Source organism: Gordonia alkanivorans NBRC 16433 (assembly GCF_000225505.1).
GTDB classification, from domain to species: domain Bacteria; phylum Actinomycetota; class Actinomycetes; order Mycobacteriales; family Mycobacteriaceae; genus Gordonia; species Gordonia alkanivorans.
Map to the genome: position 1 here is coordinate 23071 of NZ_BACI01000072.1, position 14596 is coordinate 37666.

15 protein-coding genes are annotated in these 14596 nt (G+C 68.5%); 1 reads left to right on the forward strand and 14 read right to left on the reverse strand.

The genetic code is table 11. The features are described 5' to 3' along the window. Positions 1–4: 4 nt before the first annotated feature. Positions 5–265 (forward strand): 30S ribosomal protein S20, encoded by a 261-nt coding sequence (gene rpsT, locus GOALK_RS13255; RefSeq protein WP_006359335.1) that lies wholly within the window; start codon positions 5–7, stop codon positions 263–265. A 302-nt stretch (positions 266–567) separates the two neighbouring features. On the opposite strand, the gene holA is transcribed toward rpsT, so the two are convergent. The 14 genes from holA to GOALK_RS13325 all read right to left on the reverse strand — a co-directional run bounded on the left by holA (position 568) and on the right by GOALK_RS13325 (position 14496). Beyond that, the gene (gene holA, locus GOALK_RS13260) at positions 568–1536 is read right to left on the reverse strand and encodes a DNA polymerase III subunit delta (RefSeq protein WP_006359336.1); all 969 of its coding nucleotides are present in this window, start codon (positions 1534–1536) and stop codon (positions 568–570) included. 107 nt (positions 1537–1643) lie between these two features. Next, complete coding sequence (locus GOALK_RS13265; RefSeq protein WP_006359337.1) at positions 1644–3200, reverse strand: HD domain-containing phosphohydrolase; 1557 nt, start codon at positions 3198–3200, stop codon at positions 1644–1646. A gap of 23 nt (positions 3201–3223) precedes the next feature. After that, positions 3224–4069, reverse strand: a complete 846-nt coding sequence (mddA, locus tag GOALK_RS13270; RefSeq protein WP_006359338.1) for a methanethiol S-methyltransferase — start codon at positions 4067–4069, stop codon at positions 3224–3226. Continuing rightward, positions 4066–4812, reverse strand: coding sequence for a hypothetical protein (locus tag GOALK_RS13275; RefSeq protein ID WP_006359339.1), 747 nt, complete (start codon positions 4810–4812; stop codon positions 4066–4068). Before GOALK_RS13275 ends, mddA begins: the two co-directional genes overlap by 4 nt. Positions 4813–4871: 59 nt before the next feature. Next, positions 4872–6254: a ComEC/Rec2 family competence protein gene (locus tag GOALK_RS13280; RefSeq protein WP_006359340.1), complete on the reverse strand. Its 1383-nt coding sequence runs from the start codon at positions 6252–6254 to the stop codon at positions 4872–4874. A 2-nt stretch (positions 6255–6256) separates the two neighbouring features. Then, on the reverse strand, positions 6257–7258 hold the full coding sequence (locus GOALK_RS13285; protein ID WP_040004210.1) for a ComEA family DNA-binding protein: 1002 nt from the start codon (positions 7256–7258) through the stop codon (positions 6257–6259). Positions 7259–7379: 121 nt separating this feature from the next. Then, on the reverse strand, positions 7380–8240 hold the full coding sequence (locus GOALK_RS13290) for a DegV family protein (protein WP_006359342.1): 861 nt from the start codon (positions 8238–8240) through the stop codon (positions 7380–7382). Positions 8241–8299: 59 nt separating this feature from the next. Then, on the reverse strand, positions 8300–9007 hold the full coding sequence (octT, locus tag GOALK_RS13295) for a diglucosylglycerate octanoyltransferase (RefSeq protein WP_198136083.1): 708 nt from the start codon (positions 9005–9007) through the stop codon (positions 8300–8302). Positions 9008–9045: 38 nt separating this feature from the next. Beyond that, on the reverse strand, positions 9046–9759 hold the full coding sequence (locus GOALK_RS13300) for a histidine phosphatase family protein (protein ID WP_006359344.1): 714 nt from the start codon (positions 9757–9759) through the stop codon (positions 9046–9048). Continuing rightward, a complete protein-coding gene (gene rsfS / locus GOALK_RS13305) occupies positions 9756–10118 on the reverse strand; it encodes a ribosome silencing factor (RefSeq protein WP_035751282.1) in 363 nt (120 codons plus the stop codon). The genes GOALK_RS13300 and rsfS overlap by 4 nt, the downstream gene beginning before the upstream one ends. A 21-nt stretch (positions 10119–10139) precedes the next feature. After that, entirely contained in the window at positions 10140–10865 is a 726-nt protein-coding gene (gene nadD, locus GOALK_RS13310) for a nicotinate-nucleotide adenylyltransferase (RefSeq protein ID WP_006359346.1), read from the reverse strand. A 30-nt stretch (positions 10866–10895) separates the two neighbouring features. Further along, positions 10896–12290: a vWA domain-containing protein gene (locus GOALK_RS13315; protein ID WP_006359347.1), complete on the reverse strand. Its 1395-nt coding sequence runs from the start codon at positions 12288–12290 to the stop codon at positions 10896–10898. Further along, positions 12290–13213, reverse strand: a complete 924-nt coding sequence (locus GOALK_RS13320; protein ID WP_006359348.1) for an AAA family ATPase — start codon at positions 13211–13213, stop codon at positions 12290–12292. Before GOALK_RS13320 ends, GOALK_RS13315 begins: the two co-directional genes overlap by 1 nt. Beyond that, positions 13213–14496 (reverse strand): glutamate-5-semialdehyde dehydrogenase, encoded by a 1284-nt coding sequence (locus GOALK_RS13325; RefSeq protein ID WP_006359349.1) that lies wholly within the window; start codon positions 14494–14496, stop codon positions 13213–13215. The genes GOALK_RS13320 and GOALK_RS13325 overlap by 1 nt, the downstream gene beginning before the upstream one ends. Between the last annotated feature and the right edge of the window lie 100 nt (positions 14497–14596).

Genomic DNA, 14596 nt, shown 5'->3' on the forward strand with positions numbered 1-14596 from the left:
ACGCGTGGCGAACATCAAGTCTCAGATCAAGCGCAACCGCACCAACGAGAAGAACCGGCAGCGCAACGTGTCGGTGAAGTCGGCCCTGCGTACCTCGATCCGTAGCTTCCGCGAGGCCGTCGAGTCCGGCGACAAGGACAAGGCTACCGAGCTCGGTCAGGCTGCGAGCCGCAAGCTCGACAAGGCCGCCAGCAAGGGCGTCATCCACGCCAACCAGGCCGCCAACAAGAAGTCGGCCATCGCTCTCGCGGTCAACAAGCTCTGAGCTGACCCACTCCGACCTCCGGGTCGCCTCGGCGCATGGCGCGCCGCCATATGTTCATACTCACGATCACCCCGGTAGTATCCACGCGGTTGCCGGGGTGATCGTCGTTCTTCTCTGCTGAGAGACACCGTCCGCCCGGCCGCGCGCGGTTGAGTCGCTCCCCTCGCCTGGGTGAGAAGTCGTCCCCGTGACTGGCGCCCGAGGGCACATTGCCCCCGCTATCGCGTCAGGGGGACGAGTTTCGACGCCGATCCGCTGACCGAGACTCGGCCAGTCGGCAGTAGCCGATACCTACTGCCGACTCAGTTCCGACGACGCCCGTCCGGCCGGAGATCTGCAACCGCGGCGACGGCGTAGGTCAGTGCGTAGTCGGCATCGGCGGCCTGTCCCTTGACATCGCCGTTGAGTTTCGCGACCACCCCGACCGCGCGGGCGATCGACTCCGAGTCCCATGCCTTGGCCTTCGCCTGCACGCTCTTGACCCGGTTCGGCGGCATGCCGAGTTCGGAGGCGGCGGCGAAGTGGTCGATCGACCCCATCGGCCGGATGCGGGCGATGGCGTGGACGGCTTCGGCGAGGGCGTCGGCCAGGAGTACGCGCGGCACTCCGTGGTGCAGCGCCCAGGCGAGCGACTCGAGTGCTCCGGCCCGGTCCCCCAGGACTGCTTTGTCGGCGACCTCGAAGCCGGTCACCTCGGACCGGCCCTGGTAGTACAGCTGCACGCTCTCGCGGTTCACCTTGCCGCCGGTGTCGGCGACGAGCTGGGCGCATGCGGCAGCGAGCTCACGCAGTTCGGAACCGACACTCTCGACGACCTGCTCGACGACGTCGGCGCTGACCTTCACACCGAGTGAGCGGAACTCGTTGCGGACAAAGGTCATCCGGTCCGATGCCCACTTCGGCGCGGTGGTCGCGTGCTCGACGGCGCCGGCCTTCTTCAACGCCGGAACCATCGACTTCGCGCGTCCCCCACCGGAGTGGATCACCATCAGCGTGATGCCCTCGGGCAGCGACGTGGCCGTCGTCGCGATGAGCGCCGCCGGCTCCTTACCGGCTTCGGCAGCAGACTCGACGACGACGATGCGTTCCTCGGCGAACAGTGACGGGCTCAGCAACTCGGCGAGCTCGTGTTCGCTGACGTCACCCGCACGCACCCGGGTCACCGGGACCGGTGTGCCCGCCTCCTTCGACGTCGCCTCCGCCACCGCGGAGATCACCCGGCCGGTCAGGAAGTCGTCGTCTCCGAGGAGCAGGTGCAGGCGATCGGTCACGTGCTCATCGTGCCAGATCGGGCCGACATGGCTGCGGGGACTACGGCGGCGGTCCCGGCGTCGTGCGTGCGGCCCGGCCCGTGCCGGGCGGTTCTCAGACCACGGACCTACGACGACCCCGCGAGCCCGTTCTCCAGCGCGTACAGGCTGGCGCCCACCCGATTCGACGCCCCGATCTTCGTATACGTCCGCTCGACATGATTGCGCACCGTCTTCTCGCTCAGAACGAGCTTCGACGCGATGTCCCGGTTGGACAGCCCACGCGCGACGAGTCCGAGGATCTCCCGCTCCCGCCGCGTCAACGCGTCGCTGTGCCGCGCCCGGGTCCGCGCGTGTCCGGCGGCGGCGAGAACGGCCTCGACGCAGTCGGCGTCGAGTTCACCGCGATGGGCGCGGCGCTCGAGCCGTGCGACCGCCTCGTCCGTCGACATCGCCGCCCGGTACGGCCGGGGTTCGACCGCCGACCGATACGTGACTGCGGCAGCGAGAATACGCTCCGGCTGCCCGAGCGCCGGTCCGTTGAGTCCCAGTGGATAGCCGGTCCCGTCGAGGTGCTCGTGGTGGGTCCGGGCGATGCGTGCCACGTCCCGGAGACCCGGGATGCGCGTGAGGACGCGGTCGGTGAGATACGGGTGCATGCGGACGCGCTCCCACTCCGCCGCGGTGAGGTCCCCGGCCTTCGACCAGATCTGATTCGACACCCCGATTCGCCCGACGTCATGAAGCCACCCCGCACGACGAGTCGCGTCGATGTCCGATCGTTCGACACCGAGGTGCCCCGCAGCCGATTCGGCCAGCGCCGACACTCCGCGTGAATGCCCCAGCGCGAAGGGACATTTCAGGTCGACGAAATCTCCGATGGCGAGCAGCAGATGGTCCAGTCCCGGATCGTCGAGACGGAGCTCGGCATCCGGCGCGATCGCCAACGCCAGCTCCCACGGATCGTCGGAGTCAGCCGGGAAGAGAGTCGCGGGATCGTCGACGAAGGCATCGACGACGTCGGGATCGAAGTGCCCTCCCCGCCGGCTCCGCGCCATCGCGACCGCTCCGTCGACGCCATACGTGCGCTGGTGGACCTCGGCCATGTCGGCCAGTTGTGCCACCCGCATCTCGATCGGGATCTCCACACCGGACACCCCGCCGGGAAGCCCTCCCCCGTCGAAGCGCTCGAACGTGTAGGTGATCGCCTGCTCGACGTCGGGACCCAGTCCGATGTGGCCGGCCAGCGCAGCCGCCGACAGGCAGTGCGAGTGCACGAGTGCCGCGATATTGCCGCGCGAATCCCGGAAGAGTTCGGCCATGATCTTCATCCGATGCGGAAGTGATTCTCCGCGACCGAGATTGCCGATGAGGAAACGCAGATACGGAAGTCCCGACCAGTCGACGAGATAGGCGTCGCGGCGCACCGCGATGTCGTCGCCGAACCAGCGCGCGTACTCGGCGGAGTCGGCGTGACAGCCGATCCACATCACGAGCGTCGCGTAGTAGACGGTGTCCTGTTGCGATCGGTCGAGCCCCAGCCGGCGCGCCAATCGCGTGGCGATGACCGCCGACCGCAGCATGTGCTCGGCTGGCTGACCGAGTCCGAGGTCGATGGCGACGGACAGGCCGGCCAGCACCTCGACTCGACGCGGAAGCACCCTTTGCGGGCTCATGACGTTCATTGTCGCGCTCATCGCCTCGGGTGTCAGGCGACTCGCGCGTGCGCCGGCCCCGACGCTCGACGCGCACGCAGCCCGGGCACCAGCATCGGGACGCGACGCCGATACTCGACATAGTCGTTCCCGAAGTCCCGGATCAGATCCCGTTCCTCCAAGTGGATACCGATGAAGATGTATCCCGTTGTCGCGCAGGCGAACAGAAGATGTCCGGCGGTCATCGTCGGGGCCACCCAGAACGCGATGACGAAGCCCAGGTAGATCGGGTGTCGCACGATTCCGTACCAGAGGGGTGTGATGAACCGATACGGCGGGAGCGGCCGCCGACGCGCGTTGGCGACCACCTGTCGCAGACCGAACAGGTCGAAGTGGTTGATGAGGAACGTCGAGGTCAGGACGAGGACCCAGCCGAACAACGACGCCGCGACGAGGACCCACCGCAAGGCCGATGTGGAGACGTCCCACACGGTGGTGGTGATCGGATGCCACCACCAGAGCAGAGCTGCCAGGCACGCGGTCGCCGCCAGGACGTAGGTGCTGCGCTCGATCGGCTGGGGCACGATGCGCGTCCACCGACGTTTGAACCCGTCGCGCGCCATGACGCTGTGCTGCGCGGCGAACAGCGTCAGCAGTCCGAGGTCGACCACCACCGCCGCCACGACCCCCGTCGACGGCCCGCCACGATCGATGGTCCGCGGCACGATATCGACGCCGCCGAGGACGATCGAGGCGTTCTCGACGAACGCGATCGCCCACAGGAACACCACCAGGAAGGCGACGTAGGCAGTCACCCCATAGGCGAGGTAGACGGTGCGGGTGAGAAGGGTTGCCGCCGGGGCGGTGTCCGTTGGCGACGGCGATTCCATCGTGGTCATGTCTGTACTCCTGTGTCGGTGAAGGCGTGCGTGGTGTCGTTTGCGGCGTCGGGTGCATCGAAAGCCGATCGGCCGACGAAGAACAGTCCGCGTTGCGGGAGGGGGATGTCGCCGATGCTGATCTGTTCGTCGAGTGGTGCGGGAGAACCGAAAGTCTCACCGTCCAGCCACGCCCGGCTGTCGGCGACGCGCCAGACGTACAGCGGTGTCCCGCGGAACTGCGGCCCGCTGGGGGTCCGGGCGCACATGCGGATTCGGCCGGCGCGCAGCATGAGCGTCGCCATCGGCCCGACGGCGTGCAGCATGGTCCGGCTGCGCCACGCTGCGGTGGGCGTCGCACCGCTCAGCGTGGTCATCAGCCGGGTCGCCGGTGACGAGGCCAGCTCCACCGTCCAGCGGAGCGTGTCGCCCATCGTCACCTCGAACGTCTGGTCGTCGGCCCATCCGACATTGATCGACGGAACGCGCCGTGTGGTCGCGCCCGCGCCGAAGTAGCGTGGGCAACTCTGGTCCGGCTCGGTTGTGGTGTAAAGCGTCCAGAGGCCGTGCGGATCTCGATGCCAGACGGACCGATACGCGGGTCCGATGGAACTGGCGACCATGTCGCGCAGGGCCAGATAGTGGCTCGACGCAAACGGCAGGCCCATGACGCCGTACCCGGCGAATCGCTCGTCATCGCCGTCGGCGAGCCGTGGGTGAGCGCGGGCTTCGGTGACGACTTCTCGGGGTGTATGTGTGTTCATGACCCCAGCGTCGTCCGCGACCCGCCTCACCCGCGTGGGGCATCTGCCTCAACTTCTCCTCACCCGAACACCTCGACACTGGCCCACCCCGGACCGCCGAGGGTGTGCGCGCACCAGATCATCCACCACAGTTCCGGCCCCAGCGCACGGACCAACAGTTCCGCGATCCCCGCGCCGACCCCATCCGGTGGACCGATCGCACCCACGAGGGCAGCAACGGTACCGACCACACTGATGACCGCGACGACGGGCGCGACGAGCAGATTGGCGACGATCCCGACCACCGACAGCTGACCGGTGACCAGCACGACGATCGGAGCGGTGACGACTTGCGCGGTGACCGCCATTGCGATCACCTCCGCCAACCCCGGTGGACACCGCCACCCCCGCAACCGATCCCGCAGCCGCGGTGCCCACAGCACGATGGCGCAGGTGGCCGCCACCGACAGCGCGAAGCCTGGTTGCAGAGCGAGTTCCGGCCACCACAGGAGACCACCGATCACCGCGGCCCCGAGAGCCGGCATCGACTGCGACCGACGCGACGCGAACAGCGCCAGCACCCCGACCGCACCCATCAGCGCTGCCCGCAACACGCTCGGCGTGGGTCGGACGAGCATCACGAATCCGACGATCACCACCAGCCCGACGACCGCCGCGGCACGCGGTGGCACCCCGATGCTCCGGACGATGAGAAGCGCAGCGCCGCAGACGATCGCGAAGTTCGCCCCGGACACCGCCGTGAGATGGCTCAGTCCGGCGGCGCGGAAGTCGTCGCGCAGATCCTCGTGCACGCCACTCTCGTCGCCGAGCACCAGACCCGGCAGCAGACCCGCGGCCTCCGGATCGAGGCCGCGGGTGGCCACCAGCTGCAGGCGTTGCCGGATCGATCCGGCGACTCGCTGATACGCGGGCGGGCCGCCGATCAGCTTCGGAGTCGAGGCGGTCAGCGATGCGACGAGGAGCGTTCGGCTCGGCGGTGGCCGTACCTTCACGACCGCGACAACCCGTTGGCCGGGCAGCAACCCCGACCATGCCCGCGCCGCGGCACGCAGGTCCGCGGGCGCGGACGTAACCCGCTGACCGCCAATCTGTTCGACGCCTACGCGTACGCGAATCCGCCCCTGCCTCGCCGGTCCGATCGGGGTCGGATCGCTGCGCAGGGTCATGACCGCCGTCGCCTTGCCCGACACGTGTGCCAGCGGGTGGTCGGCGCGCGCCTCCTGCCGGAGCGCGAGCGATGCCGCACAAGCGGCGGCCAGACCGGCTCCCACGACGACGAGCCCCACCAACTCCCAGCCGAACCGGCGGGAACCGACCACACCGACGACGGCCACCAGTGACGCGACGATCGCCATGCCGACGCCGACACCAACGGGGGCCATCAGACCGCACGCCGTCACCGACCACACCACCACCGCCGGCACCAGCAGCCGAAAGTCCATCCTCAGACCGTCACGAGGTCACGAAGTCTGGCCAGCCGCGCCGGACCGATCCCGTCCACCTCGGCGAGCTGACCCACAGACATGAAGCGGCCGTTGCGTTCTCGCCAGTCGAGGATCGCTTTCGCCGTCACCGGCCCGACCCCGGGCAGCGCATCCAGTTCGGTCTCGGTCGCCGTGTTCAGGTTGACCCGACCGCCGGCCTCCGCCGCCGACGACGCCGGTGGCGGACTGCCCGGGCCCGCCGAGGGACCGGGCGCCGGCGCAGCACCTTCCGCACCAACCACCGCACTGCGCATCGACATCTGCCCCTCACCACCGGCGTAGCCCACGAGGACCTGATCGCCATCGCGCAGGACCTGAGCAAGATTCAGCGACAACAGATCCGCACCCTTACGGGCGCCACCGGCCTGTTCGATCGCCTCCGCGACCCGTGCTCCGGGAGCCAGACGAACCAGTCCGGGTTTGTTCACGAGGCCGACGACACTCACGACCAACTGCGCCGGCGTCGTACTCGGTTGCGCGGCAGTCGGCGCCGACACCTCTGACGTCGACGACGGTCCGGGTGCACCGAAGTCCACCACCGGCGTCGTATCCGTTCCGCGGAACAGTCCGAATCCCGCCACGACGCAGGCGATCACCCCGACCGCGATCAGCGCGATCGCCGCGGGCGGTGCCACGGCAAAGCGTCGGCGTGCAACAGGGTCGTCGTCCTCGTCCCAGTCCCCGCCCGGAGAGTCGGCGTCCGGGTCGAGCACGTCGTCGAATCGCCCGACCCGACCACGCCGCGGTGGCGACGGCGACGGCGGCGCATCCAGCCACGTCGGCATCCCGCCGATCCCCCAACCGGGATGCGCGGGCTCCTCGACTGCGACAGCCGCGCCCGGGTCACCGACACCGGGCGGCGGGTCGGATTCGGCAGCGGCCGGAGACAGATCCCGACGAGCCGGCGGCTCGACGACCGGTCCCAGACGGTCCAGCGGATTCCGCCGTCCTGATGCGCTCATGGCGCCACACGCTAGGGCGGTTCAGTGCCGAATCGACGTGGCCCGGCGCGCAGCCGAGAGATCTGTGGACAGCAACCAGACTGTGCACCGATTCCCGATTCAGGTCCCGACCGGACCGCGCTCAGCTCTCCTCGAGCCCTTCGATCGGGTCGAGGTGCGAGGCGATGACGATACCGACCGATCCGGGACCCACATGGGAGCCGAGGATCGGTCCGAGGTCGACGGTCAGCTCGGAGGTCACCATCCGTAGACGGTTGCGCAGCGTGGCGAGGACTTCCGCCGCGACGTCCGGGGTCTCGCAGTGCTGGACGCCGACCGTGACCGCGCGTCCTCCTGCGGATTCGACCGCCGCGTCGACCATCTTGTCGAGCGCCTTGGAGAAGGTGCGGTGACGTTCCTTGAGCTGGAGCGTGCCGTCGACCATGTGCAGGATCGGCTTGATCGACAGTGCCGAACCGAAGAGCCTGCCGGCGGCGGAGATCCGGCCGCTCTGGCGCAGGTTGTCGAGCTGCTGGACGCACAGCAGCGAGTCGACGGTCGCGGCCTGCCGGATCGCGGACTCGTACACGCGATCCCGGTCGGCGCCGTTCGCGGCCGCCTGCGCCGCCCCGATGGCGGTGAAACCCACTGCGAGACCGACGGATCGGGAGTCGACGATGCGGACCTGCCCGGAGAACTTCTCGGCTGCCAGCCGCGCCGAGCTCCACGTGCCGGACAGCTTTCGCGACATGTGCACCGCCACCACGCCGGCACCTTCGCTCGCTTCGAGTGCCGACTCGAAGTACTCCGTCAGTTCACTCGGATTGGCACCCGAGGTGGTCACGCCCGGTGTCGACACCACATCCTCCGGGATGTAGTCGACGCCCTCGCGGTAGTCCTTGTCCTCGATCGTGACATGTAGCGGGACCTGCCGGATCCCGTAGTGCTCGGTGACCGACTCCGGTAACCGAGACGACGAATCTGTGACGACGACGACAGGCACCCGTCTACGTTAGCCGGTTCACCGGTCGGACCTCACATGGGAGTCGCGACGTCCGTCGACTACGTGTTCGCCCGACTCTTCTCGACCACGGGCGTCACCAGATCGGCGATCTGACGATGGCAGGAGAAGCCCCAGTGGATGCCGTCCGGGTTCATCGCCGCCACCGGATCCTCGAAGGCGTCCCGCGTCACCGGATAGAAGTCGACGCAGGGCAACCCGTGCTGCTCCGCCCACCGCGCCATCGCCGCCGTCGTCGGAATTCGGCCCGTGTGGACATGGCCGTAATACGGGCTGCTGTGCGTCGGCGGGAGGCACACGACGATCGGCAGATCCGGACGGAGCTGTGAGAGGGCCTCATGGATCTTCTCGAGATATTCGACGGTCACCTTCGGCGGCAACGCCAGCGGCCACCCCAGACGCGCGCCACGGGGTTGCACCCACGAGTACGCGTCACGCACCAACTGCCGCAGCCGATTCGGTCGCACGTAGCGAATCTGCTCGCGCAGCGCGGTCGGCAGCGGCGAGGGCAACGTGTCCATGCCGCCGAATGCCAGCACGACGACATCGGTGTGCGGCACGGTGGCCCAGATGTTCGGGTCCTGGGTCAGCGCCCACCAGACGTCGCGGCTCGTCCAGCCGATCCGGCCGAACAGCTTCACCGGCAGGTCCACGTCGGCGCCGACGAGTGACGGCCAGATCCGCGGATCGTTCGCGGGCAGCCCGCCGACCGGACCGTAGTAGGCCAGCGAATCGGACAGGACCATCATGCAGCGCTCTCCCGAGGGGGCGCCGCCGTTCACGTCGGTCACTGAACGGCGGGGTCCGAGTCCTCGGCCGACGCGTTCCACACGTCGAGCCGCCACCGCGGAAGGTCGCCGGGCACACCATGGCCCGACAGCTGCACCCAGCTGGTGTTCGCGAGACCACCGAAGACCGGCCAGTTGTCCACCGGCAGACCGAGGAGCGCCGCGGTCATCGCCGCGATGACCCCACCATGGGCCACCAGCACCACCGGCGCCTCGGGATTGTCGCCGACACCCCAGTCCGGCAACTGCTCGATCAGCTCGTCGACCAGCGGAGTGGAGCGCCTCGCCACGTCGACGCGGCTCTCGCCACCCGGCGGCGTCCAGGTCGCGTCGTCGCGCCACACCGCCCGTGCGCCCGGCATGACCTCGTCGACGTCGAGATGCGTCAGACCCTGCCACTCGCCGAGATGCGTCTCACGAAGGCGCACATCGGTTGTCACCGGAAGGCCGGTCCGCTGTGCGAGAGCCTCCGCGGTGTCGCGGGCACGCTTCAGGTCCGACGACCAGATCACCAGCGGTTGCCGCTTCGCCAGTTCGTTGGCGGCCGAATTCGCCTGCCGCACACCCAGCTCGGAGAGGTCGGTGTCGAGCTGGCCCTGCATACGGCTGCCCGCGTTGTACTCGGTCTGCCCGTGGCGCAACAGGATCAGCCGCCGGACGACCGGGGTCAGACGCTCGACCGAAGTGTCGTGGGTGTCGGGACCCCCGCTCACGTAAGTCCTTCGACCTCGACGACCGGGCAGTCCTTCCACAGACTCTCCAGCGCGTAGAAGCGGCGCTCGTCGGTGTGCTGGATGTGCACGACGATCTCGGCGTAATCGAGCAGCGCCCAACGCCCCTCACGGGTGCCCTCGCGACGCAGCGGCTTGTGCCCGGCCTCGCGCAACTTCTCCTCGACCTCGTCGACGATCGAATTGACCTGTCGCTCGTTGTCCGCCGACGCGATGACGAAGGCGTCGGTGATCACCAACTGTTCCGACACATCGATCACCGTCACCTCATGGGCGAGCTTCTCCGCGGCCGCCAGAGCAGCCACCTTGGCCATCTCCAACGCTTCAGCTGACGCAGTCACACAAGTCCTCTCGAAATTCCCTCAGGGCTCGACACCCGCTCGCTCCGCTCCCGGCGCGGCAGACTCTCCGCCCGCTCGCTCCGCTCCCGGCGCGGACACCCCGGGCGACGACGCCCGAGGCGCACGATACAGCTTCCTCTTCGCGATGTACTGCACGACGCCGTCGGGCACCAGGTACCAGACCGGACGACCCTGCGCCGCACGTGTGCGGCATTCGGTCGACGAGATCGCCAGCGCCGGGATCTCCAGCAGGTGCAGCGTGTCGTCCGGCATCTGCGCGAGATGCTGGGCCAGATGGGTGGCGTCGAGCTCGTAGCCGGGCCGGCTCACGCCCACGAAGCGAGCGAGGTCGAACAGTTCCTCCCAATCCTGCCAGGACAGGATCGACTCCAGCGCATCGGCGCCGGTGATGAAGTACAGCTGCGCGTCCGGCAGTTGCTTCCGCAGATCGCGCAACGTGTCGACGGTGTAGGTGTCGCCGTCCCGGTCGATGTCGACGCGACTCACGCTGAACTGCGGATTCGACGCCGTCGCGATGACCGTCATCAGGTACCGGTCCTCGGGCGGACTCACCGTCGTGTGCTCGCCCAGCTTCTGCCACGGGCGCCCGGTCGGGACGAAGATCACCTCATCCAGTTCGAAGCGATGAGCGACCTCGCTCGCCGCCACCAGGTGCCCGTTGTGGATCGGGTCGAACGTGCCACCCATCACGCCGATGCGGCGCGCACGATGGCGGTCGGTTGACATGGACGGTCAGTCTACGCGGTGACGCCGCGCTCAGATCGGCAGCAGGTCGGCGATGACCGTGCCGAGCTGCGTCGCATTGCGGCATTCGAACATGTCGATGACCTCCGCGTAATCGGTGGCGGCCGAGTCACCGGTCCCCCAATGCTCCTTCGCCTCGGGATTCAACCAGTAGGCGTGACGGGCACGTTCGACGAGTTCGGCGAGCGCATCGACGTGCGCATCGTGATAGTTGTTACGGCCGTCGCCGAGGACCAGCAGCGCTCCCCGATGCGTCAGCGTCTCCGCATAGTCGCCCACGAAGCCGGCGAGCATGTTCCCGTAATCCGAATGCCCGTCGCGCGTCGAGATCCGTGCGGTCGAGATCATGTGGTGCATCGCCGCACCGAAGTCCTCTTCGCCGTGGTCGAAGAACTCGGTCACCTCGTCGACGGTGTCGACGAACGCGAACACCCGCACCTTCGAGAACTGTTGCCGGAGTGCGTACACCAGTCGCAGGGTGAACTGGCTGAACCCGGCGACCGACCCCGACACGTCGCAGATGATGATCAGCTCCGGGCGGCCGGGACGCGGCTTGCGGTGACTGAGTTCGATCGGGACACCGCCGGTGGACATCGACGCACGCAGGGTCTTGCGCACGTCCACCGCACCGCGATGGGCCCGGCGTCGTCGCGTCTCGAGCTTCGCCGCGAGCAGCCGGGCCAGCGGCTCGATGGTCTTGCGGATCTCCACCTGCTCCTTGGCGCCCGCGGACAGGAAGTTGACGTTCTCCGGCAGCGGCGGCACCGCGTACGCGCCGACCTTGTCACGGCCGTTGCGGTCGGCCATCCGACGCTGCGTCTCGCGTTCGATCGCGGCCCGCAGATCGGCGGCCTTCTGCCGGGCGGCCTGCCGGTACAGCGGCTCCGTGCCCGGCCGGCCCGCGTCGCCCTCGCCGTCCCCGGCCATCGCCGCGGCGATCTTGGCGATCAGCGTCTGCGGGCTCACCGCGGAGATCGCTTGGTAAGCCGAGAAGGCCTCACCCTTCGTCGAGCCATAGCGTCCCAGCTCGTCGACGATCATCGCAATCGCCTGCTCGAGTCGACCGTCACCGGCCGCCGGGTCGTCGGCCAGCATCTCCGCGAGCGCGTCCCGTACCGCCTCGACGTCGAGGTTGCCGTCCTCGTCGCGCGGCAGGTCCTCGGTGATGGTGCGCATCCCCGCGCCCACCGGGAACCACAGATCGAAGACGCGGTCGAAGACCCCGCGATGCGAATTGTCGACGAGCAGCGTCGTCGCCAGACCCTCGCGGAGGCGGGAGCGCTCCAGCAGGTCGAGGACCTCCATCGCGCTCGCCGCGTCGATCAGGGCCGACGGCCCGACGACGATCCCGCGACGGCGCAGCTCGTCGACGAAGTCGGTGAGGTGCGCGACGAGCGGAGTCGTCATCAGCCCAGCTTGAGTTCTTTGAGAGCCGTCTTCAGATCGGGCCGGTGCTTGAGCACCACACCGAGCGTGCGCGCGATGAGGCCGTCGTCGAGGCCGCCGCGCTTGGTGTCGGCCTGCTCACCCGCACCGAGTGCGAGCAAGGTGTTGGCCCAGTCGATCGTCTCGGCCACCGACGGCTTCTTGCGGATGTCCAGCGTCCGCAGCACGCCGACGATGCGCACCAGCTCCGCGCTCAGCGACGCCGACAGATTCGGTACCCGCGATGCGAGGATCTCCTTCTCCCGCTCGGCGTCGGGAAAGTCGATGTAGAGGTACAGACAACGACGCTTGAGCGCCTCGGACAGTTCACGGGTGGCATTCGAGGTGAGCAACACGATCGGGCGACGCTGCGCGGCAACCGTTCCCATCTCGGGGATGGTGATCGCGAAGTCGCTGAGGACCTCGAGGAGCAGACCTTCCATGTCGACGTCGGCCTTGTCGACCTCGTCGATCAGCAGCACGGTCGGGCCCTCGCGCGAGATCGCCTTCAGCAGCGGACGCGGCAGCAGGAACTCGTCGGAGAAGATGTCGGTCTTCGCCTCTTCCCAGGCGCGGTTGCCGGTGGACTGGATGTGCAGGATCTGCTTGGCGTGGTTCCACTCGTAGAGTGCCCGCGCCTCGTCGATGCCCTCGTAGCACTGCAGGCGGACGAGTTCGGCGTCCGTGGCCGCGGCGATCGACTTGGCCAGTTCGGTCTTGCCGACACCGGCGGGCCCCTCGACCAGCAGCGGCTTGCCGAGCCGGTCGGCGAGGAAGGTCGACGTCGCGGTGGCGTCGTCGGCGAGGTAGCCGGTCTCACGCAGCTTCGAGACGACGTCGTCGACCGACGTGAACGACGGGACGACCTGCGGTCCGGAGGCGGTGTACTCGGCAGGGGTCGTCATCAGGCCGGCCGAACGTGGCCGTTGCCCCAGACCAGCCACTTGGTGGAGGTCAGTTCGGGCAGGCCCATCGGGCCGCGCGCGTGCAGCTTCTGGGTGGAGATGCCGATCTCGGCGCCGAACCCGAACTGCTCGCCGTCGGTGAAGGCGGTGGAGGCGTTGACCATGACGGCGGCGGCGTCGACGCGGCGGGTGAACTCGTCCGCGGCCGCGAGGTCGGTGGTGATGATCGCCTCGGTGTGCCCGGTGCCGTAGGTGTCGATGTGCGAGACCGCGGCGTCGAGATCGTCGACGACCTTCAGCGCGATGTCCATCGACAGGTACTCCTTGTACCAGTCGTCCTCGGTGGCCGGTTCCATGCCGGGTTCGTCGCCGTGGATGACGACGCCCTGGGACTGCAACACCTGGGTGATCCGGGGCAGCGCGTCTGCGGCGACGGCCTTGTCGACGAGGACGGTCTCGGCGGTGTTGCAGACACTCGGCCGGCGCGTCTTGGAGTTGAGGATGACGCGGACGGCGACGTCGAGGTCGGCGAGCGCGTGCACGTAGACGTGGCAGTTGCCGACGCCGGTCTCGATGGTCGGGACGGTCGCGTTGGAGACGACGGCCTCGATGAGTCCGGCACCGCCACGCGGGATCACGACGTCGACGAGCCCGCGGGCGCGGATGAGTGCGGTGACGCTCGAGCGATCTTCGCTGGGCAGCAACGACACCGCGTCGGCGCTGGCTCCCTTGGAGGACAGGGTCTCCCGCAGGATGCGGACGAGTTCGGCGTTCGACGACCGAGCCGACGACGATCCGCGGAGCAGCACCGCGTTGCCCGACTTGAAGGCGATGCCGAACGCGTCGACCGTGACGTTGGGACGCGCCTCGTAGACGATGCCGACGACACCGAGGGGAACCCGGAGCTGTCGGAGCTGGAGTCCGTTGGGCAGGGTCTTGCCGGCGACGACCTCACCGATGGGGTCGGGCAGGACCGAGACCTGCCGCAGACCGTTGGCGATGCCGACGACCCGGGCTGCATCGAGACGGAGACGATCGAGCAGGCTCGCCTCGGTGTCCGCCTCCTCGGCGCGCTTGATGTCCTCGGCGTTGGCCGCGAGAATCGTCTCCGTGGCGGCCTCGATGGCGTCGGCTGCCGCGAGCAGGATGTCGTTCTTGTCCGCTGTCGTCAGTCCACCCAGCGAGCGGGATGCCGATTTCGCAGCTCTGGCGAGTCCGAGGACGACCTTCTCGGTGTCGGACTCGCCTGTTGCGACGGAGGGCTCTGCGGTGGGTGCGCTCATCAACTTCCTCGACTTCGCGGGTGGTCGCCGCGACGAGGTCGTCGCGGGAGATATGCCGTTCTCAAGAGTAGCGCCGGGCCGCGCACGTCCCCAAAGAGAT